The organism is Neglectibacter caecimuris (assembly GCF_034335015.1).
In the GTDB taxonomy this organism is placed as follows: domain Bacteria; phylum Bacillota; class Clostridia; order Oscillospirales; family Acutalibacteraceae; genus Acutalibacter; species Acutalibacter caecimuris_A.
On record NZ_JAWXXK010000003.1, the window covers coordinates 338,119 to 363,610 of the forward strand.

Sequence of the window (25,492 nt, forward strand, 5' to 3'; positions counted from 1 at the left end):
GAAATGAGCTATTAAGGGCGAAAGACAAATTTGATAAATTGGAATTAGCGGCGAACCGCTTACTTTCTATCTGTCATTCTGAACGAAGTGAAGGATCTCGTCCTTCAGGCCTTTTTGAAGGGCTTTAAGGACGAGATTCTTCGTCACTTTGTTCCTCAGAATGACAGTATAGGGAAATGTACGCTAAACTATAATTTGCCGCCCTTGTCCTTTATTGCTAATTGCTCATTGCTCAGTATTGCGCTGCATAAGCAGCGCTGCTACCGTCCAGCAGTTAGAAAGGGCCTGCCGCGTTTTGCGGCAGGCCCTTTCTAAAATACAAGCAACGTCTAACTAACAACCGCTTTGCCCTATCCCCGGAATACTCTGGCGGCTATCATGGTGTTGATAAGCGTATACACGCCGTCAAAAATGAAACCGAAGCCGATAAACATCACCAGGGAAGCCATGGTCCCGAAGGGGTTGAAGATCATCACCGCGCCGAAAACCGTCAGCGCCAGAGCGGTGAGGAAGGAGATCCACCACTTTTCAAAGCCCAGCGCTTTCATATCCAGCGCCTTTTTCAGGGCGGCAAAGCTGTCTACCAAAATATAGATTCCCAAGGCAATGGGGATCAAAGAGACGATAAACTGGGGGCAAAGCAGCAAAAACACGCCGATCACCGCTAAAATCACACCCAAAAACAGGTCGAAGCGGTTCGCGTAAGCGCCGCCGTTTTGAAAATACGAAACGATCCGGATCCCTCCGTAAATCAGCGTGACCACGCCGATCAAAGCGCAGGCAAGCTTCAGGGAGGAATCGGGGAAGGCCATGAGCACCACGCCCAAGATCACATAGAGCACAGAGGTGGCTACCAGACTGTTGCGAATGCTTTTCAACATACCAAATACCAGCTTTCTTTTTCACTTGATTTTGCAAGGGCTTTTGTTTTATCGTTCCAGCTTTTTGACCATCATGTACTCGTTCAGCAGCGTGCCGTCCCGCAGACGAATGGCGTCGGGGCGCACACCGGTAATGCGAAAGCCCATTTTTTCGTACAATCCCTGGGCACGGGCGTTGCCCTCCACGAATTCCAGCTCTATCGGGAAACGCCGTCCCAGCTTTCCGCGATGCGGATCATTTCCTCAAACATCTTTGTGCCGATCCCCTGCCTCCAGAATTCCCTGAGCAGGGCGATAGCCACCCGCGCCCGGTGCCGGGTCTTCTGCCACGGATCCCGGAAGATCCCGCAGTTTCCAGCGATTTTGTCGTCTATCTCACACAGCAGGGTGATATCGGTTTCCGAAGAATTCATGTGCTCGATCCACTGCTTTTCCCCTTCAAGAGTAAGCTTCTCACACTCCTCGGGAGTACGCAGAATAAAATCCGTTTCTCCGGAGGCGGCCGTCAGATATTGCAGCAGCCTTGCGGCGTCCTCCTCCCGCGGGCTGCGCAGCACTGCCCGCCGCCCATCCTTCAGCATAAAGGCCTTTTCTTCTACCAGCATGGGTATTTCTCCTTTCTCAGGAAAGCGGAAAAACACCATAAAAACAGTATAGTCCCTTTCCTTTCTCTTTTCAAGCGCCTTTCCTTACTGATTTCTGAAGCTTTCAACCCCGCAGCTCTGTTCTTCTGATCTTGCCGCTGATGGTCTTGGGCAGATCCTCCCGGAATTCCACAATGCGGGGATATTTATAGGGGGCCGTGTGCTTTTTGACATAGCCCTGGATCTCCTTCTTCAGCGCTTCCGTGCCTTCCGTTCCCTTGGTGAGCACCACAAAGGCCTTTACCACCTGGCCGCGAATGGGATCGGGTGCGGCGGTGACGGCACATTCCAGCACATAGGGCAGCTCCATGATAACGCTTTCGATCTCGAAGGGGCCAATGCGGTAGCCGGAGGACTTGATCACATCATCGGTGCGGCCCACATACCAGAAATAGCCGTCCTCGTCCCGCCAGGCGGTGTCCCCTGTGTGGTACAGCCCATCGTGCCAGGCTTCCCTTGTGAGCTTTTCATTTTGATAATATCCCTTAAAGAGACCGCAAGGAACCCCCTGTTCTGTATGGATCACGATCTCCCCCGTTTCACCGATGGGGGCTGGGGTGCCGTCCGGCAGTACGATATCCACCTGAAACAGCGGGTTCGGCACGCCCATGGAACCGGGCTTCGGCACGGTACCGATGGGGTTATAGATGGCAAGGGTGGTCTCCGTCTGTCCAAAGCCCTCCATCAGGGAAAGGCCGGTGGCCCGCTTCCACTGCTCATAGACCTCCGGGTTCAAGGCTTCTCCGGCGGTGGTGGAATACTCGATGGAGGAAAGGTCATATCGGGACAGATCCTCCTTGATGAAGAAACGGTACATGGTGGGCGGGGCACAGAAGGTGGTAATGTGGTATTTCGCGAACATGGGCAGGATATCGTGGGCGTCGAACTTATCGAAATCATAGGTAAAGATGGCGGCCTCATTCATCCACTGGCCGTAATATTTCCCCCACATGGCTTTGCCCCAGCCCGTATCGGAAATGGTGAAATGCAAGCCCTCGGGGTTTACATTGTGCCAATATTTGGCGGTGGTGTAATGCCCCAGGGCATATTTGTAGCTGTGCTCGGCGATCTTGGGATAACCCGTGGTGCCGGAGGTAAAGTACATCAGCATGGTATCGCTGCCGCAGGGGGAATCGGGCTTTCGGTCGTACACGTTGGAAAAGGACTCTACTTCCCTGTCAAAATCATGCCAGCCCAGGCGGTTTTCTCCCACCATGATCTTCACCTGCACACTGTCGCAGTTTTGGGCAGCCCGGTCGGCTTCGTCGGCGGTCTGGCCGTCCGCCGTGCAGAAAATGGCCTTTACCCCCGCCGCCTTGTAGCGGTAATCGAAATCGTGCTCCATCAAAAGATTGGTGGCGGGAATGATGACAGCGCCAATTTTGTGCAGCGCTGTGATCACGTACCAGAACTGGTAGTGGCGCTTCAGCACCACCATGACCCTGTCTCCTTTTTTGATCCCCAGCGATTCCAGATAATTGGCGGTTTTGTTGGACATGCGCTTGATATCGCCGAAGGTAAAGCGCCGCTCGGTTTTGTCCTTCGCCACATGGAGCATGGCAAGGCGGTCCGGTTCTCGGTCCGCCAGCTTATCCACAATATCAAAAGCGAAATTGAAACTCTCCTCGTTTTTGAAGTGGATGCTTTTCAGCACACCGTTTTCATTCAGCGCTGTCTCCACAAAGGGAGTAGCTACCGTTTCCCGCTCCTGCCGGGCCAGCTTCTGGTCGATGAGCTTCTGGAAGCGGTCCTGCTCCGGGGCAAATTCCTCCGCGCCCTTTAACACAATGGCGTAAAATTCGCAATCCGCACCGCCGGTGGCGATCATGCCGTGGGGCGTGCCGGAATTGTAGTAAATGGAATCTCCCTCAAACAACTCTTCGATATGGTTCCCCACCTGTACCTTCATGGAGCCCTTGAGCACAATATCAAACTCCTGGCCCACATGGGTGGAAAGCTTGATAGCCACATTCTGCTCCGCCTCGGAATAGGGCATGGTAACATAGAAGGGCTCCGCTGTTTTGTTCTTAAAAAGGGGCGCCATGTTGAGATATTTGAAGCCCTGCCGCCGGGTAATGGGCAAACCGTCTCCCTTTCTGGACACCGTATAGCTGGAAAGAGTAGGACTTGCGCCTTTGATCAGATCGGTGGGATCAATACCAAAGCGGCTTGCGCATTTGTAAATAAAGGTAAAGCTGAAATCGGCTTCACCGCTTTCACAGCGCAGATAGTCTTCTTTTGATACGCCGGTACACTTTGCCATTTCTTCCTCAGACAGCCCCATGATCTCCCGCATAGTGCGGATCCGCTCCGCCACCTGGGAAAGCTGGGCCTTCAGATCGTTTTTTTCTACTGCTTCCATTGGGTAGATTCCCCCTTCAAAAAAATCTTATGCAGCGAAGCGCCGCAATAGCTTTGCCGGCCGGGCTTTTCCGAGATAAAAAAACGCCTCAAAGAATCCCAACGATTCTTTGAGGCGGAACGTATCCCGCGGTACCACTCAAATTGTGCTTTACGCACCTCTTATCGGGCGCAAACACGCCCTATGCATTAACGCAGCATACACGGGAGACGCCTACTACCCTTACGCAGCCAGCCGCCGCGGGCTTCGGGTCTCCGGCTCGGAAGGGATAAGCACAGCTTCCGGTATTACCGGAAACGTAAAGAAACTGCCATACCGGCTCGCACCTGCCGCCGGCTCTCTGAAAAGGAAAAGCCTCCTGCCGTCTTCGTCATAGCCTTTTCTGACTTCAGCCCGAAATCCGGGCCTTCGTCTATTCACTTTGGAATAGTGTAGATTTTACACCACCTTGTGCGTGTTGTCAAGAAAAATCCATAAAAACCTTCCCCGGTTATATAGTTGTTAGTCGTTAGCAGTTAGTTGTTAGAAAGGTCACATTATTCAGGCATTAAGGGCGAGATTCTTCGTCACGTTGTTCCTCAGAACGACAAGAGGGCGGTTAGTACGATAAATTGGAATTTATCTGCCCTTAGCCTCCCCTTATTTATAGAAGGGAAACAGACTGCTTCGCAGTCTGCGGGGACCGCCGATAGGGTGAGCGCGTCCCGGTGGGACGCTGGTGCGAACCGACCGAACCGACAGGTGAGACTCGGTGGAAGGGATAGTCACACGCAGAAAGTGGCATAGAACCGCTAGTTGGAATCCCCTCAGTCACGGCGCAGCCGTGACAGCTTTCTCCGCTTCGCTTCGGTCGGTGCTGAACGGTCTCCACCGGAGACCAGCACCCCTTACTCGCGCAAGGGGAGCCTAAGGACGCTAAATTATAATTTAGCAGTTACCTGCTCACTGCTCATTTCCTTTTGCCCTTACAGCACCTTGGAAAGGAACTCCTTCAGCCGGGGGTTTTGGGGACTTGTGAAGAAGGCCTCCGGTTCGTTCTGTTCGGCGATCACGCCCTCGTCCATGAAAAGCACGCGGGTGGCAACGGACCGGGCAAATCCCATTTCGTGGGTGACTACCACCATGGTCATGCCGTCGTTGGCCAGCTCCTTCATGATCTCCAGCACCTCTCCCACCATTTCAGGATCCAGGGCGGAGGTGGGCTCATCGAAAAGCATCACTTCAGGGTTCATGGCCAGCGCCCGGGCAATGGCGATGCGCTGCTGCTGCCCGCCGGAAAGCTGCTTGGGGTAAGCGGCCGCCTTATCGGGCAGGCCTACCCGCTCCAGAAGCTCTTCCGCTTTTTTTCCGGCCTCTTCCTTCGTCATTCGCTTTAGCTTTACCGGGGCCAGCATAATGTTTTCCCGGACGGAAAGGTGCGGGAACAGATTGAACTGCTGAAACACCATACCCATACGGCTGCGCAGTGCGTTGATATCCGTTTTGGGGTCGGTGATATCCACCCCCTCAAAGGTAATGGTGCCGCCGGTGGGCTGCTCCAACAGGTTCAGGCACCGCAGAAAGGTGGATTTTCCTGAGCCGGAAGGGCCAATGACCGCTACCTTTTCCCCTTTCTCAATATGCTCGTTGATTCCCTTGAGCACCAGATGCCCGCCGAAGGACTTTTCCAGATTTTTAACGTCTATCACTTTGCCTCAGCCTCCTTTCCAGCCTTCCCTGAAGCCAGGTAAAGAGTATACAGAACACCAGATACATAAAAGCAATGCCAAGATAGGGGAACATATACTCGTAGGTTTTGGCCCCCACCGCCTCGGCATAATATAAAATTTCCGCCGCGCCGATGGAGGAAACCAGAGAGGTATCCTTGAAAAGAACGATGAACTCGTTGCCCAAAGCGGGCAAAATATTTTTGAAGGCCTGGGGGATCACAATATAACGCATGGTATCGAGATAACCGAGACCCAGGGACCGCCCCGCCTCGCTCTGTCCCGCGTCCACGCTCATCAGGCCGCCCCGGACGATCTCCGCCACATAGGCCCCGGAATTGATGCCCAGCCCCAGCATGCCTACCAAGAAACGGTTGCGGCTGGTTTTGAAAATGACAAACCCCCAGATCAGCAGCTGCACCAGCATGGGCGTACCCCGTATCACGGTGGTATACAGCTTACAGACGGCATTCACCACCGCCAGACCGGCGCTGCGGCGGCCCGGGCGCTGCTGGTCGTGGGCGGAGCGGATCACCGCCACCAGTACCCCAAGGAAAACGCCGATCACCAGGGCGGTGATCGTAAGCCCCAGGGTGGTGCCCATACCCTGCAAATAAAGCTTCCAGCGATCGCCTGTGACAAAGGCCATCTTAAATTTTTCGATAAATTCGGCCCAGAACTTCTCCACTGAGAGGCTCCCTCCTCAACATGTTTTACGGCAGTACAGCGGAAAGCGGCCCCTGAACGGTCAGGAGCCGGTTCCTGCTTTAGAGCTTGTTATCGGTACAAGTTCTTATTCGGCGGAAATGTAGCTATCGATGATCTTCTGCACGGTGCCATCTTCGATCAGCTCCTTCAGCGCGCCGTTGACTGCCTCCAGAAGCTCCGTATTTCCCTTTTTCACACCGATGGCGTAATCCTCGTTGAGCCACTCGCCCTCCAGAATGGTCAACCCCTCGTTGGCGGCCACGTAAGCCTTGGCGGGTTCGTTATCGATGAGCACGCAGTCGATCTGCCCGCCCTTCAGGGCTTCCACAGCCATGGCGCCGTTATCATAGCCGATCACATGGTCTTCTCCATAGCCGTCCTCCTCCACAGGGGCGGAAGCCAGCGTATAGCCGGTGGTACCTTTCTGGCAGCCGATCATCTTTTCGCCCAGGTTATCCAGAGTCACGTCCGAGCCCTCCGGCACGATGACAACCTGTACGCCTTTGGCGTAGAAATCGGTAAAATCCAGAACTGCCTTGCGCTCTTCGTTGACGGTAACGCCCGCCATCACAATGTCGCTCTGTCCGTTCTGGGCGGCAGTAAGGGCGGCGGTGAAATCCATATCGTCCACCACAAGCTCCAGACCCAGCTTCTTTGCGATGGCCTCCGCTACCTCTACATCGATCCCTTCAAAGCTTCCATCGTCCTTCAGCATTTCATAGGGAGGGAAGGCGGCGTTGGTGGACATGTGAAGCTTTCCCTTCTCCACGGTGGAAACAACAGAATTGTCGGAACTTTCCCCGCAGCCGGTAAACAGAATACCCAGCAGCAGTACACACGCTAACAAAACACTTAACTTTTTCATAAAAAAGACCTCTTCCTTTCCAAGCGGCGAGTTTTGCCGGTTTTCGGCCGGTTTTCCGACAGACGCTTTTGGGCGGCTAATCGGAGCTTCCCGGCAGTTTTGTAAAATTTTCTTTGGTTGTGAGGTCTATTATACAGCATATTTTTTCATTTTCAAGTGGTAAAACCCCGAATATGCGCAATTTTATGCACTGATATTTGTATAAAAATTCAAAAAGATGCTTTTCCGCCTCGTTGACAAGCCTTTGAACAGAGATTAAACTGAAGGTATCTATTCGAATTTTTGCTTTTTACCGACGAACACAAGGCGTTCAAAAACGCCCGGAAAGGAAGTTTTCCATGCAATACAGCATTTCACAAATGGCAGAGCTTTTCGGCGTAAAGCCCCACACCCTGCGTTTTTACGAAAAAGAGGGTATTCTTACGCCTCAGCGGACAAAAAGCGGTGTGCGCACCTACACCGAGGAAAGCAAGGCTCAAATGGAGCTTACGATGTGCCTGAAAAGCACCGGCATGCCGTTGAAGGATATCAAACGGTATTTTGATCTGGTCAAAGTCGGAGACAGCACGCTGGAGCAGCGGCTGGAGATCTTCACCGATCACCGGCGGCATGTACTGGAGGAGATCGACACACTGCAAAAGCATCTCTGCAAGATCGAATACAAGATCCAATGGTGCCAAAATTCTTTGAAAGCAAAAAATGCGGAAAAGAGTGATCGTTTTCCGCAGCAGCCATAATAAAACGACCGCCCGCTGAGAAGCGTTTGCTTTTCAGCGGGCGGCTGTTTTATTTTTTCAGATCCAGACCATCCCGGAATGCTTCCCCAACACGTTCGCTCACCCGGTAATATCCATGGGTGTATGGGTCAAAGGCAATGGCGTTTACCAGCGATATATCGACCTTGCCGTTTACCATAACGCTTTCGTCCGCTGTGATATTGACGACCTTGCCGATCACTCCACAGCCATATTTATTGTCCTGATATTCCATAAATTCACATTCAAGGCACAGAGGCAACTCGTTTATCACAGGGGCGTCCACTGTTTCGGCCTGCCAGCGGTGAGGCCGCTGCGCACGAATTTGTCAGCGACCCTGTTTCCGGATTCCACGCCGAAACAGTCCGCCTCCTTCACATGGGCGGCATCGGCTATGCTGACAGTGAAGGCTCCCCGCGCCTTGATGTTTTTTACGGTCTTATGGGTCTCGGTCAAATTAAGCGCCACAACTCCCCGCTCCTGCATCGTACCCCAGGCGGCGTTCATCACATGGACGCTGCCATCTTCATTGTAGGTGGCAACCATCAGAACAGGCATGGGGAAAATGCCTTCTGTAATATCCAGTTTTGCTCTCATCGTAATTACCTTACTTTGGCGATATTGACAGGGTCAGCTGTCCTGTGTATCATTATAGCATCCGCCATAAATAGTACAAGTACTATCATTTTTGATAGGTACTAACTAAAAGGATAGTGAACCATGATAAAGAGCTTTCTTGAGAACGCGAATTTTGAGGATACCGGATTCAGCTATACGATGTCTCTCATTTCCGGCAAGCATAAGATGGTGATTCTCTACTGCCTTATGGAGTACCGGGTCGTGCGGTTCAACGAGCTGAAGAGATATGTAAAAAACATATCCGACAAAACCCTCAGCACAAACCTGAAGGAGCTGGAGCGGGACAGCCTGATCATCAGAACAGAGTACCCGCAGATCCTGCCAAAAGTGGAATACAGTCTCAGCGACCGTGAAAAATCTCTGATGGCTGTTTTAGACCAGCTCTGCGTCTGGGGTGAAAACAATAAACCGGTCTGACAGCCGGGGATCCCATTCCGCCTTTCCGCAGCCGTATCACAACAGTACAGCTTTACTTGACAGAGGCAAACCACCGGTCTGCCTCTGTCTTTAAGCAGCGGGATCCGGCGGGCCTTATCCCGCGGCCACAAAAATGCAGCTGCGGAAGGCGGTTTTCTCCAAAAAAGGAAAAATAAGAATAAAATGTGACAAATCTATTGATTTTCCGAGAAGGAAACGATATACTTAGGTTTGTTCCCCCATTTTGTTTGACGGTCACCTGTATTTCAGAAAAGGCTGCTGAAAAATTTGGGGGCATATTTTATTGTTAGGAGTGTGAATGTTTTGGAAAAGTTCTTTAAGCTGAAAGAACACGGCACCACCGTCCGGACAGAGATCACCGCCGGTATCACCACATTCATGGCAATGGCCTATATCTTGATGGTCAACGCCGGAATGTTCTCCGATCCCTTCGGCGACGGCACCAATGTATTGGGCGTGAGTTACGGCGCGATTTATATCGCTACTGCTCTTTCCGCCATTGTAGGCACGGTGCTGATCGGCCTGCTTTCCAATCTGCCCTTGGCACAGGCCTCCGGTATGGGATTGAACGCCTTCTTTGTCTACACTATGTGTGTGGGCATGGGCCTCAGCTACGCAAACGCCCTGGTGCTGGTTCTGATCGATGGCGTAGTGTTCTTGCTTTTGACCGTTACCGGCCTGCGGAAAATCATCTTTGATGCCATTCCCAAGGCTGTCAAAACCGCTATCGCCGCCGGTATCGGCCTGTTTATCGCCTTTATCGGCCTGCAGAACGCCGGTATCGTTGTGGGCAACGATTCCACCAAGGTGGCCCTTGCTTCCTTTAACGTATTCAACGGCGGCGCTACCTGGGCGGCTATCTTCCCCATGCTGCTCACCATTCTCACAGTGTTCGCCATCGGCGCCATGGCAAAGGCCAAGATCCGCGGCGCTGTGCTGTGGGGCATTTTGGGCTCCGCAGTGCTCTACTATGTGATTGGTCTCATTACCGTTCCCGAGTTTTACGCTACTTCTGTAGCCCCCAATCTGTCTTCTGATTTTCTGGGTGCTTTTAAGGACTTCGGCACTCAGGCATTCGGCAAAGTCTTTACAGAAGGCTTTAACTTCTCCCCCTATATCGCCGAACACGGAACCGGTGCCTTTGCCGTAATGTTCCTTACCTCTATGCTGGCGTTCTGCATGGTGGATATGTTTGATACCCTGGGCACCCTGTACGGCGCCTGCGCCGCCGGCAATATGCTGACCAAGGAAGGCGATGTGCCCAACATGAACAAGGCCATGCTGGCTGACGCCGTTGCCACCTGCACCGGCGCTATCTGCGGCACCTCTACCGTTACCACCTTTGTGGAGTCCTCCGCCGGCGTTGGTGAGGGCGGCCGCACCGGCCTTACCTCTATAGCCACCGCCGCCATGTTCCTCATCGCTATGTTCCTGTCCCCGGTAGCGCAGCTGATCCCCACCTACGCCTGCGCCGCCGCTCTGATCTATGTGGGCGTGCTGATGATGGGCAATATCCGCAGCATCGACTGGGACGATCCCGCCACTGCTGTGGTAGCCTTCCTGACCGTGGCCATCATGCCCCTGACCTACAACATTTCCTACGGCATCGCCTTCGGCCTGATCGCCTACATCTTCATCAAGCTGTTCACCGGCAAGATCAAGGAAATTAACGCGGGCACCTGGATCATCGGCATTCTGTTCGCCCTGATGTTCTTCCTGACACATTGATTGAGCTTCGCTCAATCAATGTGTCAGCTCGCCTGAATTTAAGCTGACTTCAGCAAAAAAGAGCACATCCGAAAAGGATGTGCTCTTTTTATGTGTGGTTCTTGCTATTTGTCTAACAATCACAGGAGGGGCCGCTAAATTATAGTTTAGCGAACTAGTCGTTAGCTGTTAGTAGTTAGTCGTTAGAAAAGGGAAAGTTCTCTCTTTTGTCATTCTGAGGAACGAAGCGACGAAGAATCTCGTCCTTAAAGCCCTTCAAAAAGTCCCGAAGGACGAGATTCTTCGCTTCGCTCAGAATGACAGGAGGGAGGTGAGTGGATAATCGCTAAATTATTGTTTAACACCCTTAGGCTCCGCTTATTTATAAGGGGAGCTGTCACGGCAAAGCCGTGACTGAGGGGATTGAAACTGGTGATTCTATCCCACTTTCTGCGTGTGACTATCCCTTCCACCGTTCTCGCCTGCCGGCTCAGCAACGACCGAGTTGACAAACGAGAACGGGTCAGAGCGGTTGCTGTGCCCCAGTGGGGCACGTTCAGCAATGTCTGAAGCGACAGCTGAGTTCTCCACTGGAGACCCCCTCCACCGGGACGCGCTCACCGTTCGGCGGTCCCCGCAGACTGCGAAGCAGTCTGTTTCCCCTCTATAAATAAGGGAAGGCAAAGGGCACTAAATTCCAATTTATCGCACTGTGCTCTTCATAATTGCTCATTCCTCATTGCTCATTTCTATTTGCCCAAGACGCAGCCTGTACTTTCCCCTATTCTAACAACTAACTACTCACAGCTAACAACTAATACGTTAAATTCCTTGAATCGCTTCCTGTAAAACCGTGCCGATATCCTCCCGGAACACCAGATCCGCCCGGCTGTCAAAGGGAGTGGGATCGCGATTCAGCAGAACGAGCTTTGCCCCTCTACTCAGGTAATTGATAAGGCCCGCCGCCGGGTATACCACCAGAGAGGTGCCGCCTACCAGCAACAGCTCCGCTTTTTCTATATATTCTACCGCGCGCCGCATATTCTGCTGATCCAGAGACTCCTCGTACAGCACCACATCGGGGCGCACGGTGCCGCCACAGTTGCATTTGGGGATCCCCTCGCCTTCGAGCACAATGCTCATATCGTATTTCTTTCCGCAGGAAAGGCAGTAGTAGCGGTTTTCGCTGCCATGGAGCTCGATCACGCTTTTACTGCCCGCCGCCTGGTGCAGACCGTCGATATTCTGGGTGATCACTGCGTCCAGCTTTCCCTTCCTTTCCAGCTCCGCCAAAGCGTAATGGGCGGCGTTGGGCTTTGCGTCCGGATACAGCATGACCCGGCGGAGAAATTCATAAAATTTCTCAGTGTGGTGTACAAAGTAGGAATGGGACAGCATCTCCTCATAGGAAATGCCCTGCTGCTTTTCCCGGTACAGCCCGTAGGCGCTGCGAAAATCCGGAATGCCGCTTTCGGTGGAGACTCCCGCCCCGCCCAGAAAAACCGTATATTCGCTTTCTTGAAGCCACTGCCGCAAAAGCTCTTTCTCGTTCTTTTTCGTCATTTCCTCTCAGTCCTTTAACAATAATTCCACCGGGCAATGGTCGCTGCCCGGTACCTGGGACAGGATCAGGCTGTCGGAAAGACGTTCCTTCAAACGCTCATCCGCCAGAAAATAATCAATCCGCCACCCGGCGTTGTTCTCCCGGGAATGGTACATGTAGCTCCACCAGGAATAAGCACCCTCCAACTCCGGATAAAAATACCGAAAGGTATCCAGGAAGCCGGAAGCCAGCAGCTCGCTGAACTTGCCCCGTTCCTCATAAGTAAACCCGGCGTTTCCCACATTGGGCTTCGGGTTTTTCAGGTCGATGGGCCTGTGGGCCACGTTCATATCCCCGCAGACGATCACCGGCTTTTTCTCCCGTAGACTTCCCAAATACGCCCGGAACGCATCCTCAAATTCCATACGGTAGGAAAGACGGGTCAGCTCCCGCTGGGAATTGGGGGTGTACACCGTGACCAGAATGAAATCGGAATATTCCGCGGCGATCACCCGGCCTTCCCCGTCAAATTCCTCCACGCCGATCCCATAAGTCACGGAAAGAGGCTCCGTTTTGGAAAAAACAGCGGTGCCGGAATAACCTTTCCGTACCAAGGAGGAATTCCAGTATTCGAAATAACCGGGAAACTCAAAATCTGCCTGCTCCTTCTGCATTTTTGTTTCCTGTAAGCAGATCACGTTCGGGCTTTCCGCCTGAAGAAACTCCGCAAATCCCTTTCCCATACAGGCCCGCAGGCCGTTGACATTCCAGGATATCAGCTTCATAAACCTTTCTTCCCCTCTCCTCGCAATTGCAATTTTTGAAAATATGTGATAGACTGAATTCCAGATCAAAAAAAGCTGCCCGCTTGGAGCTTTCCGCATTACCTGAAAGAATAGCGGCGTCAGTGCCGCGGCCTTTGAATTATTTCTCTCAATTTCAAGAAAGGATCGTGACAAAACCATGAAAAACCCGATCATTACCTTTGAAACCACCCGAGGCGTGATCAAGGCGGAGTTGTACCCCGATATCGCCCCCAACACCGTAAACAACTTTATTTCCCTGATTCAGAAGGGCTTCTATGACGGAACCATCTTCCACCGGGTGATCCCCGGCTTTATGATCCAGGGCGGCGATCCGGAAGGCTCCGGCATGGGCGGCCCCGGCTACGGTATCAAGGGAGAATTTTCCGCAAACGGCGTACAGAACGATTTGAAGCACACCACCGGCGTACTTTCCATGGCCCGCTCCATGCGGCCCAACAGCGCCGGCTCCCAGTTCTTCATCATGGTAGCAGACGCCCCTCATCTGGATGGTCAGTATGCTGCCTTCGGCAGAGTGACTGAGGGCATCGACGTGGCCCAGGCCATCGTTTCCGCTCCCCGCGATATGGCCGACCGCCCCCATAACGACCAGATCATGGAAAAGGTAACGGTAGAAACCTTCGGCGAGGAATACCCCGAGCCCGTCACCGGTCCGGAGCACGGCTGAGCAGTTCAGCGTATTCAAACGGCAGTTTCAAAAAGGAGTCCCTCAGGGGGCTCTTTTTTCTTTTTTAAGGCAACACCGCACAAAGATTGTGCGCAAGTTGTACAGTCAGATTTTTCGTCAGAGTGCACAGATTGAGTGCGGCCAATCTTGCGATTGGCAAACGAAAGCTGCGTGCTATGACGGAAAATATGCAAGCAAATTGTGTACAAAGGCCTCTGGCCGGTCTTTGTGCGGTGTTGCCTTAAGTATACCAGATTATGAAAGGAGATGCAATTCTGGATGCTGGATCCTAGATGCCGGAAAAGGGCACTTGGGACGGCGGTGCGGAATTAGGAATGGGGAATGAAGGGGAAGGACTGGTTCAATAAACTGGAATTTGCAGCGTTGGTTACAACGCTTGTGCCGCTGCACCCACTCGTGAAGCTGCTTGGTGTGGAAAGTTAATCACTGACCCAACCATTAGTAAGCAGATAAATTGGAATTCACCGGTTATCCACGCACCTCCCTCCTGTCATTCTTAACGAAGTGAAGAATCTCGCCCTTTGACTCTTTTCCCAGAAAATAAGGTCGAGATCCTTCGCTCCGCTCAGGATGACAAAGAGGGCATTACTGACTGCTTCTGTATGTCTTTTTTAATTGCGCTGTGCAGCAGTGCCGCCACTGTCCAGTATCCGGAAAACAAAAAGTGCTGAGTTTCACCAGCGAGCGAAACTCAGCACCTTTTCCTGTGTGAGAAAACAGCATTTTTTATTCTGCCTTGTGAATGCTGACCGCAGGGCAGAAGGGTGATCCAAGGCCATCAGCCCTTCATGATCTGCTTGTAGAGCCTGATATATTCATTGGCGGATTTGCCCCAGCTGTTGTCACAGCCCATGGCACGGTCTACCAGAACGGCCCAGCCCTCCTTGCTGCCGTTATAGGCGGCAATGGCACGGTGCAGGGAATTCAGCATGTCTCCGGCGTTGTAGGTCTTAAAAGTAAATCCGTTGCCCACGCCATCACCGCTGTCGGTGATGGAATCCCGCAGGCCGCCGGTTTCCCGGATCACAGGGATCGTGCCGTACCGCAGGGCGATCATTTGGGACAGGCCGCAGGGCTCTGATTTGCTGGGCATCAGGAAAATATCGGCGCCCGCATAGATCTTTCGGGAAAGCTCCGGCACAAAGCCCAGGCACAGCACGAACCGGCCGGGGTATTTCTCTTGCATCCACTTGAAGTAGTTTTCATATTCCAGGTCGCCGCTGCCCAAAATGACAAACTGTGCGTTGGTGTTTTGCATCACATCGTCCACGGCATCCTTTACCAGGTCAAGGCCCTTGTGAGACACCAGGCGGGTCACCATGCCGATCAGCGGCAGATCGGGATTCACCTCGATACACAGCCGCTCCTGAAGCTTTTCCTTATTGACCGCCTTGTTCTTTTTATCCTCCCGGGTGTAATTCGCGTACAGTGCCGGGTCCTTTTCCGGATCGTAATTCACGGTGTCGATGCCATTTAGGATCCCGGAAACCTTCCAGGAACGCTCCCGCAGAATGGGATCCAGCTTGTGAGCAAACCAGGGATCCATGATCTCCTGAGCATAGGTGGGGCTCACGGTGGAGACCCAGTTGGCGCACTCAATGGCACCCTTCATCAGATTGACACAGCCGTCATATTCCAAAAGCTGGCTTTCATAGTTGGGAATTCCAAACACGTCCTCCAGGATCTCCTTGCCGTACTGGCCCTGATACTGGATATTGTGAATGGTGAAAAGCGTTTTGATCCCGGTGTACCACTCGTTATTGGCGTAAAACAGCCGGTAATAAACCGGCACCAGCGCGGTCTCCCAGTCATTGGCGTGAAGGATATCCGGCTTATAATCGATATAAGGCAGCATTTCCAGCACCGCACGGGAGAAGAAGGCGAAACGCTCCGCATCGTCAAAATGTCCGTACAGCCCGTTGCGCTTAAAGTAATACTGGTTATCGATCAGATAATAGATCACATTGTTGACCTTGGCCTCAAAAATTCCGCAGTACTGCCGCCGCCATGCCACCGGTACGCTGATACTGGTGACAAAGCGCATCTGTTCCCGCAGCTCCTGGGGAATCCCCTCGTACAGCGGCACTACCACCCGGCAGCCTACCAGCCTGGAGCGAAGCGCCTGGGGCAAAGACCCCGCTACGTCCGCCAGCCCGCCCGTGGCCGAAAAAGGAAGAGCCTCGCTTGCGCAAAATAAAACCTTCATGAAAGAAACTCCTTTCCAAAAAGCTAAAATTCAGAACAGGAATCCTACCTATCGGCTCCAAAGCCCCAAAAGGCCCTTGACCTCAAAGCCCTTACTCTAACGTCTAGTATCTAGAATCTAGCATCTAGAATCATACCCTGCTCCCCTTGGAAACATAGACGGGATAAGACTGGTAGCCCATCATGGTCCTGTTGTTGTCGAACACAACTTCCTTATCCGCAACCACATAATCCAGCCTGGTACCCTCGCCTACCACGGTATCCTGCATAATGACGCAATTCTTCAGCTTTGCGCCCTTCTTGACCCGTACGCCGCGGAACAAAATGCAATTTTCCACCTCGCCGTCGATCACACAGCCATCGGCCACAATAGAGTTGGTCACCACGCTGCCCAGGCCGTACCGGGCGGACATATCGTCGCGCACTTTCGTAAAGATGGGCCGATCCGCGTGGAACAGCTGAGTGCGCACCTTGGGGTCCATCAAGGCCATATTGGCGTTGAAATAGCTGCTGAAGGAATTGATGCTGTAGGCGGTACCGATAAACTCATAGCCAAACACCTTCAGGTCCCGCAGGTGCCGCTGCATCAGATCCCGGTCAAAATCGTACAGGTTGCGGCTCATGCAGTCGTCTACCAGCTCCATCAGCTTTTTGCGGCCGATCAGACACATACCCATGCCATAGTTGCAATCCGCGTCGCTGCCGCGCTTGACCAGCATATCCCGGACAAAGCCTTCCGGATCTACCGTGTAGACCACGTTTTTATCCGTATCGGGAGATGCGCCGTGGCGGTAGATCACTGTGATATCCGCTTCCTTTTCGCTGTGGAACCGGAACACGTCTTTAAAATCGATATTTGCCACCGTATCGCAGTCGGAAAGCAGCACATACTCCTCGTGGGAGTTTTTCAGGAAACGCTGAATGGAGGCAAGGGAGGAAATTTTTCCCTCTGTGCGGGCGGTCTCCGCGCCGAAGGGAGGCAGCAGATACAGGCCCTCTCTCTTCCGGGACAGATCCCAGGCCTTTCCGGAGCCCAGGTGATCCATCAGAGACTGATAATTTTCCTCCGTGATCACACCCACCTTGTTGATACCGGAGTTTACCATGTTGGACAGGGGAAAGTCCACCAGGCGATAACGGCCGCCATAGGGAATAGAGGCCATCACCCGGTTTTCTGTCAATTCTCTCACGCGCTCCTCATGCACATAGGCATAGAGAATGCCAATCACATCATTGCCTCTCATCACTTTTCTACCTCCTCAGCGTCGATCATGGCTTTGGGCGGGATCACAGTTTCCGGCGCAATGCTGCAGCCGGGGCCCACCACCGCTACGCCCCAATCGTCTTTATTCTCCACCTCTTCCGGACGCTTGCCTACCACGGCGTTTTTGCCGATGACAGAATTCTCCGCCACAATGGCGTACTGCACCCTGGCGCCCTCTTCGATCCGCGCGCCGGGCATGATGATGGAATCCTCCACCACGGCGCCGGGAGCGACATACACACCGGCGAACAGAATGGAAAATTCCAGATCGCCGTACACGTTACAGCCCTCTGCCACCAGGGAATTCTGCACCTTGGCGCCCTTGGCGATATAGTGAGGCGGCATCACCGGGTTCCGGGAATAAATGCGCCAGTCGCTGTCGCTCAGATCCAGGGGAATATTGGGATTCAAAAGATCCATATTGGATTCCCACAGGCTGTCAATGGTGCCTACATCCTTCCAATAGCCCTCAAAGCGGTAGGCAAACATTTTCTCTCCCGCCTCCAGCATGGTGGGGAGCACGTTTTTGCCGAAATCGTTCTGGGACTTGGGATTTTCATCGTCCTCCTCCAGATACTTTTTCAGCTTCTCCCAGGTGAATACATAGATGCCCATGGAGGCCTGATTGCTCTTGGGGACCTTGGGCTTCTCGTCAAACTCATAGATGGAGCCGTCCTCGTTGGTATTGAGGATTCCGAAGCGGGAGGCCTCCTCCATGGGGACCTCATACACGGCAATGGTGCAGGCCGCGCCCTTGGCCTTGTGGAAGGAGATCATTTTGGAATAGTCCATCTTGTAAATATGGTCGCCGGAAAGCACCACCACATAATCAGGATTGTACCGCTCGATAAAGGGAATATTCTGAAAAATGGCGTTGGCCGTGCCCTTGTACCAGTCGGACTTTTTGCTCTTCTGGTAAGGGGGCAGCACATGCACGCCGGCGTTCATGCTGTCCAGATCCCAGGGCTGGCCGCTGCCTATGTACTCATTGAGCTCCAGGGGCTGATACTGGGTCAGTACACCCACCGTCTCAATGCCGGAATTCACGCAGTTGGAAAGGGGGAAGTCGATGATGCGGTACTTTCCCCCGAAGGGCACCGCCGGTTTTGCCAGATTTCGGGTCAAAACTCCCAGCCGGCTTCCCTGCCCACCGGCCAAAAGCATTGCCACCACTTCTTGTTTGGGTAACATATTCAGATCCTCCTAAATTATTTATTGATCTATCTGAACTTTTTAGCTTCGCTTGACAAGGAAGCTATAGAAGCCATTTGATACAGGGGTTCAACCGCCGTTCCTTCCCGCCTTTACGCTGGCTCTTTTCGCTGCCTTAGGGGCGGCGGCTCTTGTTTTTCCCGCGCTGGCCTTCGGCGCTTTTTTCATCGGCTTTGCCACCTTTTTCGTGCATTCCAGGAAGAAAACAGTGTTTCCCGGCAAAGTCAGCGCAAGGCTTTGCTCACAGCCGTGCATGGGAATATCTTCTGTTTTGAGATGGCTACCGTTGGTGGTGCCGCTGCCGCCGAAAGAAGCGTCGTCAGAGGAGAACACCTCCGCCCAATCGCCCCGGAAGGGTACGCCGATCCGGTAATTTTCCCGCTGCACGGGGACAAAGTTACAAACCGCCACCAGCTCTCTGCCGTCCTTCGCCTTGCGGCGGAAGGCGATAACGCTTTGCTGGTAATCATCGTTGGAGATCCACTCAAAGCCCTCCCAGGAGAAATCCTGTTCCCACAGCTCGGGCCTGTCCAGATAGAAATGATTGACCGCCCGGAAAAATTTCTGGGCGTCCTGATGCTCCTTGTATTGGAGCAATCCCCATTCCAGCTCTTTTTCGTAATTCCACTCGTTCTTCTGGGCAAATTCCGTGCCCATAAATTGCAGTTTTTTGCCGGGGTGAGCCATCATGTAGGTTACGAAGCTGCGCATTCCCGCGGCCTTTTCTTCGTCCGTACCCGGCATTTTATTGATGAGAGAGGCCTTTCCGTACACCACCTCGTCATGGGAGATGGGCAGGATAAAGTTCTCCGAAAAAGCGTAGAAGAAGGAGAAGGTCAAAGCATCGTGATTCCCGCTGCGGAACAGAGGATCCAGCGACATATACCGCAGCATATCGTTCATCCAGCCCATGTTCCACTTATAGTTGAAGCCCAGGCCACCCAGGAAGGTGGGCTTTGACACCATGGGCCAGGAGGTGGATTCCTCCGCGATCATCATGGGCTCCTTTACCTCCGCGAAGGCCGCTTCATTGAGGGCCTGCAAAAAGGCCACCGCTTCCAGATTTTCCTTGCCGCCGTCCTTGTTGGGGATCCACTCGCCGTCCCGGCGGTTGTAATCCAGATACAGCATGGAGGCCACCGCGTCCACCCGCAGGCCGTCGATATGATATTCCCTGAGCCAGAATACGGCGCTGGAGATCAGGAAGCTTATCACCTCCGGCTTGGCGTAATCGAACACCAGCGTACCCCATTCTTTATGTTCGCCCTTTCTGGGATCCTCGTATTCATAGCAGCAGGAGCCGTCAAATTTGGCAAGGCCCGCCGAATCTCTGGGGAAATGGGCCGGTACCCAGTCCATGATCACCCCAATGCCGGCCTGATGACAGCGGTCTACAAAGCGCATAAAATCCTTTGGCTCTCCATATCGGGAGGTAGGGGCAAAGTATCCCATGACCTGATAGCCCCAGGAGCCGTCAAAGGGGTATTCCGTTAAAGGCATAAATTCGATATGCGTAAAGCCCATGTCCTTTACATAGGGGATCAGCTCGTCTCCCAGCTTTTCATAGGAGAACACGCTGCCGTCCGCATATTTCCGCCAGGAGCCCGCGTGCATTTCATAAATATTCATGGGACGGGCATACTGAGAGGTTTTTTCTTTTTCCTTCTGCCAGGCGTCGTCCTGCCAGAAATACCCTTGAAGCTCATACCACCGGGAGGCGGTACCGGGACGGGTTTCGGCATGAAGGGCATAGGGATCGGCCTTGTAGATATCTTCGCCCTGCTGGGGCTTAATGTAGAATTTATAGAGCTCGAAGGGCTGGAATACAAAATCCGTATACCCCTCCCAAACGGCGTCGTCTATTTTTTTCAGCGGATACTTGGCCTTATCCCAGTTACAGAAATTCCCCACCAGAGAAATCTCCTTCGCGTTGGGGGCCCATACCCTTGCCACCATACATTCCTTTCCGTCACGTACAGCTTTATGCAGGCCCATATATTCATATGCCCTGCGGTTTTTTCCGCTGCGGAACAAATACAGAGGAATGTTCCCTTCTTCCTTTTTCACCCTGTTTTCCGGAAGATCTTTTTTCTGAGTCATTGCCGGGGCGCTCCTTTCCTCAGCGTTTTTAGTAAAATCGCCAGCCATTGCCAATCTTATCCAGCTCGGCTTTGGTATCAGTATACCATATTCCGAAAAAATTTCAAGTGCTTTTTAGTGATTTTCTTGAAAGATTTCCTTTTTGATTTTTTGTTCTTTGTAAATATCGTACAAATCTCAGCATGATTTTCTGTGTAAGGAAGCAGTGCCCGTTTTAAAGTATAACACAGCCGCAAAGAAAAGCATGTCGCAGAAGGGCAGATGCTGGCATAGGAAATGAGGAATGAGCAATGAGGGGCAAGGACAGAGCGATAAATGATAGTTTATTGCCCTTGGGCTCCACTTGTTTACAAGGGGAGCTGTCACGGCTCTGCCGTGACTGAGGGGATTAAAACTGGCGGTTTTATCCCACTTTCTGCGTGTGACTATCCCTTCCACCGCCGTTCGGCGGTCCCCCTCCCCTTGCTTGCAAGGGGAGGCTAAGGGTTGCTAAATTCCAATTTAGCGCATGTCCTTTGCCCTTAATTGCTAATTGCTCCTTCCTTTTCTTGCCAATCGGTGAAATTTTTGATAAAATTCAGAAGATTGGAGCTTCTTTGGCGGAAGCTCTTCCAAAGGAGGAACTTTCATGCACACTTCCAGGTTTTTTAAGGCTTCCAAAATATTTGACAACGTGACGCTCATTTCCGGGTTAGGCGGCGAGCAGTGCTATTTGGTAGAGGGCGAAAAGAAGGCCCTGCTCATCGATGGCCTCAGCGGCGTGGGAAGCCTGAAAAGCTTTGTGCGGGAGCTGACCGATCTTCCCGTGCAAATCGTAAACACCCACGGCCATGTGGATCACTGCGGCGCGAATTTTGAATACGGAGAGTGCCTGATCCACCCGGCGGATATCCGGCTGATGTACGACCATTCCGATCCCTTGATGCGGCTGAATTTCGCCAGATCCGGCGCTATGTTCCGTCCCCTTCCGGTAGAGCCTACCCTGGAGGACGTGATCCCGCCCCGGGCGGTAAAAACCTTCCCTGTTTTCGATGGGAACAGCCTTGATCTGGGCGGCGTAACTCTGGAAGTCATCGGCGTACCGGGCCATAGCTTCGGCACCATCGTGCTGCTGGACAGCGCCCGCCGGGTGGTCTATTCCGGAGACGCCTGCAACGCCAACACCCTGCTGTTTTTGGAGGGCTCCGCCTCCATTGAGGAATACCGGGAAAGCTTGCTGCATTTTAAAAGCTTCCAGCCGGAGTTTGACGGCATGTACGGCGGCCATGGTCCCGGGCCGGTGCCCAACACCATTATCGATGAGGCCATCGAGCTTTGCGAGGAGATCCTCAAGGGCACCGACGACCAGATCGAGGGCGCCAGTATTGGCAAGCCCTGCCTGTATGCCAAGGCAAAGGACGATCATTTCCGGCGGCTGGACGGAAAGCTTGCCAATATCGCCTATTCCAGAGAAAATATCCGAAAAAAGGAGAGGCGCACTGAGTAATAAACACGGAAGCTGATTTTTCAACAGCCTTCCCGCGCTTCCAGCTCGGATATTTCATAAATACTTCAGGATAGAAAGGAAGATTTCTTATGAAAGTCAACTCAAAAAAACCCATTCTAAGTTTCGGGAGGTAAAAAGGCCTCTTTCTAAAAAAAGGAGATTCACAATTTTGCGTAAAAAAGATTTACAAAAGCTGATTTCGTTTTACAAGCCCTACCGGTGGCTTTTCTCCGCCGATCTGTTTTGTGCCCTGACAGCCTCAGCTATTGCGCTGGTGCTGCCGCTGGGCGTGCGGTACATTGCCGATCACCTGCTGGAGGGCGGTTTTTCTCAGGTCTCACGTATTTTACAGGCCGGGCTGATCCTTACCATACTGGTCGTGCTTCAAGCGCTTTGTACTTATTTCTTTGACTACCGGGGCCATGTTCTCGGCGCCCAGATCGAACGGGATATGCGGGAGCAAATGTTCCGGCACTGTCAGAGGCTTTCCTTCCGTTACTATGACGAGCATACCGTGGGAGACCTGATGTCCCGCATCAGTAACGATTCCCTGTCGTTATCCGAATTTTTCCACCATGTTCCCGAGGATCTGCTGGTCCAGGGAGTGAAGCTGATCGGCGCTTCTGCGATTTTACTTACCATTCACTGGCAAACCGCCTTGCTTCTGCTGGCTTTTCTTCCCTTCATGGCAGTTTACACACTGCATTTTAACCGAAAAATGGGGGACGCCCTGAAACGCTCCCGGGAAAGCATGGGCAGAATAAACGCCCAGGCGGAGGATTCTCTTTCCGGTATTCGGGTGGTGCAATCCTTCACCGGGGAAGCCCTGGAAAATGAAAAATTTGCCCGCCAGAACCGGCAGTTTTTGGAGGACCGCCGCAGCGGCTACCAGAGCGAGGCCCGCCTTTACTGCGGTATGGACGCCTTCGGGGCGCTGCTCCCCATTACCGTGGTGGTGTTCGGCGGCTTGGCGATCCTGAACGGCGCCATGGCCCTGACAGATCTTTTGGTTTTTCTACTTTACATAGGCTATTTCACCGGGCCGGTGCAGAGTTTGGTGAACACTACCCGCTTATTACAAGAAGGCAAAACCAGCTTCCGGCGCTATCAGGAGCTGATGGAAACAGAGCCCGAAATTCAGGATGCTCCGGACGCGCGGGCCCCGGAAAAAATCAGCGGAAAGCTGGAATTTCGCAGGGTAGAGTTTCGCTATGGGGAGGATAGACAGATTTTCCGGAATTTAGACCTGACGGTGCACGCCGGGGAATATGTGGCGCTGGTGGGCGCCTCCGGCGTGGGAAAAACCACTCTGTGCTCTTTGATCCCCCGTTTTTACGAGCCTCAGCAAGGCAATATTCTGTTGGACGGCGCCCCTATAGAACAGCTCCCGCTGCGCACCCTGCGGCAAAACGTGGGCGTAGTGCAGCAGGACGTATATCTCTTCACCGGCACAGTGGCGGAAAATATTGCCTATGGCAGGCCCGGCGCCAGCCGTGAAGAGATCACAGCGGCGGCAAAGCAGGCCGGTGCTCACGAATTTATTACAGCGCTTTCCGACGGTTACGATACCTTTATCGGCCCCCATGGGGTAAAGCTTTCCGGCGGCCAACAGCAAAGGCTTTCCATCGCCCGGGTCTTTTTGAAGGACCCGCCGATCCTGATTTTAGACGAAGCCACCAGCGCGCTGGATCCTCACAGTGAAAAAACAGTACAGCGCTCTCTGGAACAGCTGGCTCAGCGCCGCACCACTTTGGTGATCGCTCACCGCCTTTCCACAGTGCGAAACGCCGGGCGTATTTTAGTTTTAAATGAAACCGGCATCTGCGAACAGGGCACTCACCAGGAACTGATTGCCCAAGGCGGTGTATACGCCGCCCTCTACCAGGCCTCTTCTGAGCTTTCCGTAACCTGAAAGCCCGCCATACAAATTGCTGGTCGTGAGCTGTTAGTTGTTAGAAAAAGGAAGGGGCTTTCAGTTGTCATCCTGAACCGCTGAAGGCGGCGAAGAACGGCAATAAAGAGGCTTGCCCTTTCTCTAAGTAAGCTATCATTTATCGCTCTGTTTTTGCCCTTCATTCCCCATTGTATCTGGCCCTTTTTTATTGCGCCGAAGGTGCCGCCACCGTCTAGAATCCAGAATCTAGAAAGCGCGCCGCGTTTTTTCCGCGGCGCGCTTTTTTATACCACCAGGCAGAACGCCGCTCCGCCGTCGGGGGCGTCTTCTACCCAAAGCCTTCCCTTGTGCAGCGTGGCGATCTCCTTTGCCACACAAAGGCCCAGGCCGAAATGCTCTCTGTCCCGCCGGGCGGAATCGGCTCTATAGAAGCGTTCGAAGATATGCTCCTTTTCGCTGTCCGGCACGCCGGGGCCGCTGTCCCGCACGGTAAACTTTGCCCGGCCTCCCGGCTGGCGTTCCAGAATCAATTCGATGTTTCCCCCTGCGGGCGTATAGCTCAGGGCATTGTCCAGAAGCACGGAAAGGGCCTGCTCTATCCTGCTCCCGTCCCACTGGTATCGGGGCAAAGCTTCCTCCGGCAGGGAAAGCTCCAGCCGAAGGCCTTTTTCACCGGCGGGTCTTAAAAAGCGTTCATATACCCTCAGCGCCAATGTGTCTGCTTCCACCGGTTCCTTGCGGATACTCCAGGAATGGCTGTCCGCATTGGCCAGGGCCAGCATATCGTCTACCAGGCGGGACATTCTGCTTCCCTCGGCGCGGATATTTTTCTCGAACCGCTCCCGTTCCTCCGGCTTCGCTTTTCCCAGCGCCGACAGGTTGGAAAGCATCACCGCCAGAGGGGAACGCAGCTCGTGGGAGGCCGCCGCCACAAATTGGGCCTGCTTCTGCCGGCTTTCCTCCAGGGGCCGGAGCATTCGCCCGGTAAAGCCCCAGGAAAACAGCAGAAGAGAAAGAAGCCCCAGCAGGTCAATGGCGGCAAAAAGCAGCCGCTGCACAAGGAGCTGCCTGTCCCGCTCCGCCAGGGGATACACCGCCACGGCGCTGAGCGTTCCTCCCTGCTTGGGAAATACCGCCGCCGCGGCGTAATATTCACGGCCCTCGCCGTCCTCCATGGTAAACTCCACCGACTGATAGAGCACCGAATTCGTCATGGGGAGAAGCACGTCCAGCCCATGCTCCCCGGCGGCCAGCTCCCGGGCCCTAGCCGTAAGGCTTCTGCGCTCCTCTGTTTTGGCCAGGGAATTGTGCAGCAGAGGAGCGCCGTTATCGTACAGATCCAGATACAACCGTTCATTTCCCTCCGCCTTGGAAAGCCACTGATGGGAGATCACCGTTTGGTTTTCCAGATAGGAGATCACGGAATTCAGGTCGTTTGAAAAGCTCTGCCGGGCATTTTGGCGAACGGAGGTTTCGGAAAACAGCAGACACAAAAGAGTCATCGCCACCAAAATAACGCCTGTGACCGCCATACAGAACCAGGTCATCTGCCGATGCAGCTTTTGAAACAT

At 53.2% G+C, this 25,492-nt stretch carries 22 protein-coding genes; 6 read left to right on the forward strand and 16 right to left on the reverse strand.

The window, feature by feature from the left end; translation table 11 throughout:
• Positions 1 to 350: 350 nt before the first annotated feature.
• The 7 genes from U8T64_RS04605 to U8T64_RS04635 all read right to left on the reverse strand — a co-directional run bounded on the left by U8T64_RS04605 (position 351) and on the right by U8T64_RS04635 (position 7,166).
• A complete protein-coding gene (locus tag U8T64_RS04605; protein ID WP_322181399.1) occupies positions 351 to 881 on the reverse strand; it encodes an HdeD family acid-resistance protein in 531 nt (176 codons plus the stop codon).
• Between the two features lie 48 nt (positions 882 to 929).
• Positions 930 to 1,067, reverse strand: coding sequence for a GNAT family N-acetyltransferase (locus U8T64_RS04610; protein WP_322181402.1), 138 nt, complete (start codon positions 1,065 to 1,067; stop codon positions 930 to 932).
• A gap of 11 nt (positions 1,068 to 1,078) precedes the next feature.
• Positions 1,079 to 1,486: a GNAT family N-acetyltransferase gene (locus U8T64_RS04615; protein WP_322181404.1), complete on the reverse strand. Its 408-nt coding sequence runs from the start codon at positions 1,484 to 1,486 to the stop codon at positions 1,079 to 1,081.
• 103 nt (positions 1,487 to 1,589) lie between these two features.
• Positions 1,590 to 3,887: an AMP-binding protein gene (locus tag U8T64_RS04620; RefSeq protein ID WP_322181406.1), complete on the reverse strand. Its 2,298-nt coding sequence runs from the start codon at positions 3,885 to 3,887 to the stop codon at positions 1,590 to 1,592.
• Between the two features lie 965 nt (positions 3,888 to 4,852).
• Entirely contained in the window at positions 4,853 to 5,575 is a 723-nt protein-coding gene (locus U8T64_RS04625; protein ID WP_322181408.1) for an amino acid ABC transporter ATP-binding protein, read from the reverse strand.
• A complete protein-coding gene (locus U8T64_RS04630) occupies positions 5,562 to 6,242 on the reverse strand; it encodes an amino acid ABC transporter permease (RefSeq protein WP_322182028.1) in 681 nt (226 codons plus the stop codon). The genes U8T64_RS04625 and U8T64_RS04630 overlap by 14 nt, the downstream gene beginning before the upstream one ends.
• Before the next feature lie 144 nt (positions 6,243 to 6,386).
• Positions 6,387 to 7,166 carry an ABC transporter substrate-binding protein gene (locus U8T64_RS04635; RefSeq protein WP_322181410.1) on the reverse strand — a complete coding sequence of 260 codons (780 nt, stop codon included), beginning with the start codon at positions 7,164 to 7,166 and terminating at the stop codon, positions 6,387 to 6,389.
• A gap of 338 nt (positions 7,167 to 7,504) precedes the next feature.
• Here U8T64_RS04635 and U8T64_RS04640 point away from each other — a divergent pair, with 338 nt between their 5' ends.
• Positions 7,505 to 7,903: a MerR family transcriptional regulator gene (locus U8T64_RS04640; protein ID WP_322181412.1), complete on the forward strand. Its 399-nt coding sequence runs from the start codon at positions 7,505 to 7,507 to the stop codon at positions 7,901 to 7,903.
• A gap of 49 nt (positions 7,904 to 7,952) precedes the next feature.
• Here U8T64_RS04640 and U8T64_RS13860 read toward each other — a convergent pair whose 3' ends face one another.
• Together U8T64_RS13860 and U8T64_RS13865 are read right to left on the reverse strand one after the other, a co-directional pair.
• Positions 7,953 to 8,156: a hypothetical protein gene (locus U8T64_RS13860; protein ID WP_367575396.1), complete on the reverse strand. Its 204-nt coding sequence runs from the start codon at positions 8,154 to 8,156 to the stop codon at positions 7,953 to 7,955.
• Positions 8,157 to 8,191: 35 nt separating this feature from the next.
• Positions 8,192 to 8,518 carry a flavin reductase family protein gene (locus tag U8T64_RS13865; RefSeq protein WP_367575397.1) on the reverse strand — a complete coding sequence of 109 codons (327 nt, stop codon included), beginning with the start codon at positions 8,516 to 8,518 and terminating at the stop codon, positions 8,192 to 8,194.
• A gap of 123 nt (positions 8,519 to 8,641) precedes the next feature.
• On the opposite strand from U8T64_RS13865, the gene U8T64_RS04650 reads away from it, so the two are divergent.
• Both U8T64_RS04650 and U8T64_RS04655 read left to right on the forward strand, forming a co-directional pair.
• On the forward strand, positions 8,642 to 8,977 hold the full coding sequence (locus U8T64_RS04650; RefSeq protein ID WP_322181414.1) for a winged helix-turn-helix transcriptional regulator: 336 nt from the start codon (positions 8,642 to 8,644) through the stop codon (positions 8,975 to 8,977).
• A 324-nt stretch (positions 8,978 to 9,301) separates the two neighbouring features.
• On the forward strand, positions 9,302 to 10,726 hold the full coding sequence (locus U8T64_RS04655; RefSeq protein WP_322181416.1) for an NCS2 family permease: 1,425 nt from the start codon (positions 9,302 to 9,304) through the stop codon (positions 10,724 to 10,726).
• An 801-nt stretch (positions 10,727 to 11,527) separates the two neighbouring features.
• On the opposite strand, the gene U8T64_RS04660 is transcribed toward U8T64_RS04655, so the two are convergent.
• Positions 11,528 to 12,268 carry an NAD-dependent protein deacylase gene (locus tag U8T64_RS04660; protein WP_322181418.1) on the reverse strand — a complete coding sequence of 247 codons (741 nt, stop codon included), beginning with the start codon at positions 12,266 to 12,268 and terminating at the stop codon, positions 11,528 to 11,530.
• 6 nt (positions 12,269 to 12,274) lie between these two features.
• Positions 12,275 to 13,033 (reverse strand): exodeoxyribonuclease III, encoded by a 759-nt coding sequence (locus U8T64_RS04665; protein WP_322181420.1) that lies wholly within the window; start codon positions 13,031 to 13,033, stop codon positions 12,275 to 12,277.
• A gap of 178 nt (positions 13,034 to 13,211) precedes the next feature.
• Here U8T64_RS04665 and U8T64_RS04670 point away from each other — a divergent pair, with 178 nt between their 5' ends.
• Entirely contained in the window at positions 13,212 to 13,739 is a 528-nt protein-coding gene (locus tag U8T64_RS04670; RefSeq protein WP_322181422.1) for a peptidylprolyl isomerase, read from the forward strand.
• A 799-nt stretch (positions 13,740 to 14,538) separates the two neighbouring features.
• On the opposite strand, the gene glgA is transcribed toward U8T64_RS04670, so the two are convergent.
• The 4 genes from glgA to glgB all read right to left on the reverse strand — a co-directional run bounded on the left by glgA (position 14,539) and on the right by glgB (position 20,541).
• Positions 14,539 to 15,966: a glycogen synthase GlgA gene (gene glgA, locus U8T64_RS04675; RefSeq protein WP_322181424.1), complete on the reverse strand. Its 1,428-nt coding sequence runs from the start codon at positions 15,964 to 15,966 to the stop codon at positions 14,539 to 14,541.
• 130 nt (positions 15,967 to 16,096) lie between these two features.
• Positions 16,097 to 17,209 carry a glucose-1-phosphate adenylyltransferase subunit GlgD gene (gene glgD / locus U8T64_RS04680; RefSeq protein ID WP_322181426.1) on the reverse strand — a complete coding sequence of 371 codons (1,113 nt, stop codon included), beginning with the start codon at positions 17,207 to 17,209 and terminating at the stop codon, positions 16,097 to 16,099.
• Positions 17,209 to 18,420, reverse strand: a complete 1,212-nt coding sequence (locus U8T64_RS04685; protein ID WP_322181428.1) for a glucose-1-phosphate adenylyltransferase — start codon at positions 18,418 to 18,420, stop codon at positions 17,209 to 17,211. Before U8T64_RS04685 ends, glgD begins: the two co-directional genes overlap by 1 nt.
• 90 nt (positions 18,421 to 18,510) lie before the next feature.
• Positions 18,511 to 20,541, reverse strand: coding sequence for a 1,4-alpha-glucan branching protein GlgB (gene glgB / locus U8T64_RS04690; protein ID WP_322181430.1), 2,031 nt, complete (start codon positions 20,539 to 20,541; stop codon positions 18,511 to 18,513).
• A 628-nt stretch (positions 20,542 to 21,169) separates the two neighbouring features.
• On the opposite strand from glgB, the gene U8T64_RS04695 reads away from it, so the two are divergent.
• Both U8T64_RS04695 and U8T64_RS04700 read left to right on the forward strand, forming a co-directional pair.
• A complete protein-coding gene (locus U8T64_RS04695; protein WP_322181432.1) occupies positions 21,170 to 22,027 on the forward strand; it encodes an MBL fold metallo-hydrolase in 858 nt (285 codons plus the stop codon).
• Positions 22,028 to 22,196: 169 nt separating this feature from the next.
• Positions 22,197 to 23,939, forward strand: coding sequence for an ABC transporter ATP-binding protein (locus U8T64_RS04700; protein ID WP_322181433.1), 1,743 nt, complete (start codon positions 22,197 to 22,199; stop codon positions 23,937 to 23,939).
• Positions 23,940 to 24,205: 266 nt separating this feature from the next.
• Here U8T64_RS04700 and U8T64_RS04705 read toward each other — a convergent pair whose 3' ends face one another.
• A complete protein-coding gene (locus U8T64_RS04705; protein WP_322182030.1) occupies positions 24,206 to 25,492 on the reverse strand; it encodes a sensor histidine kinase in 1,287 nt (428 codons plus the stop codon).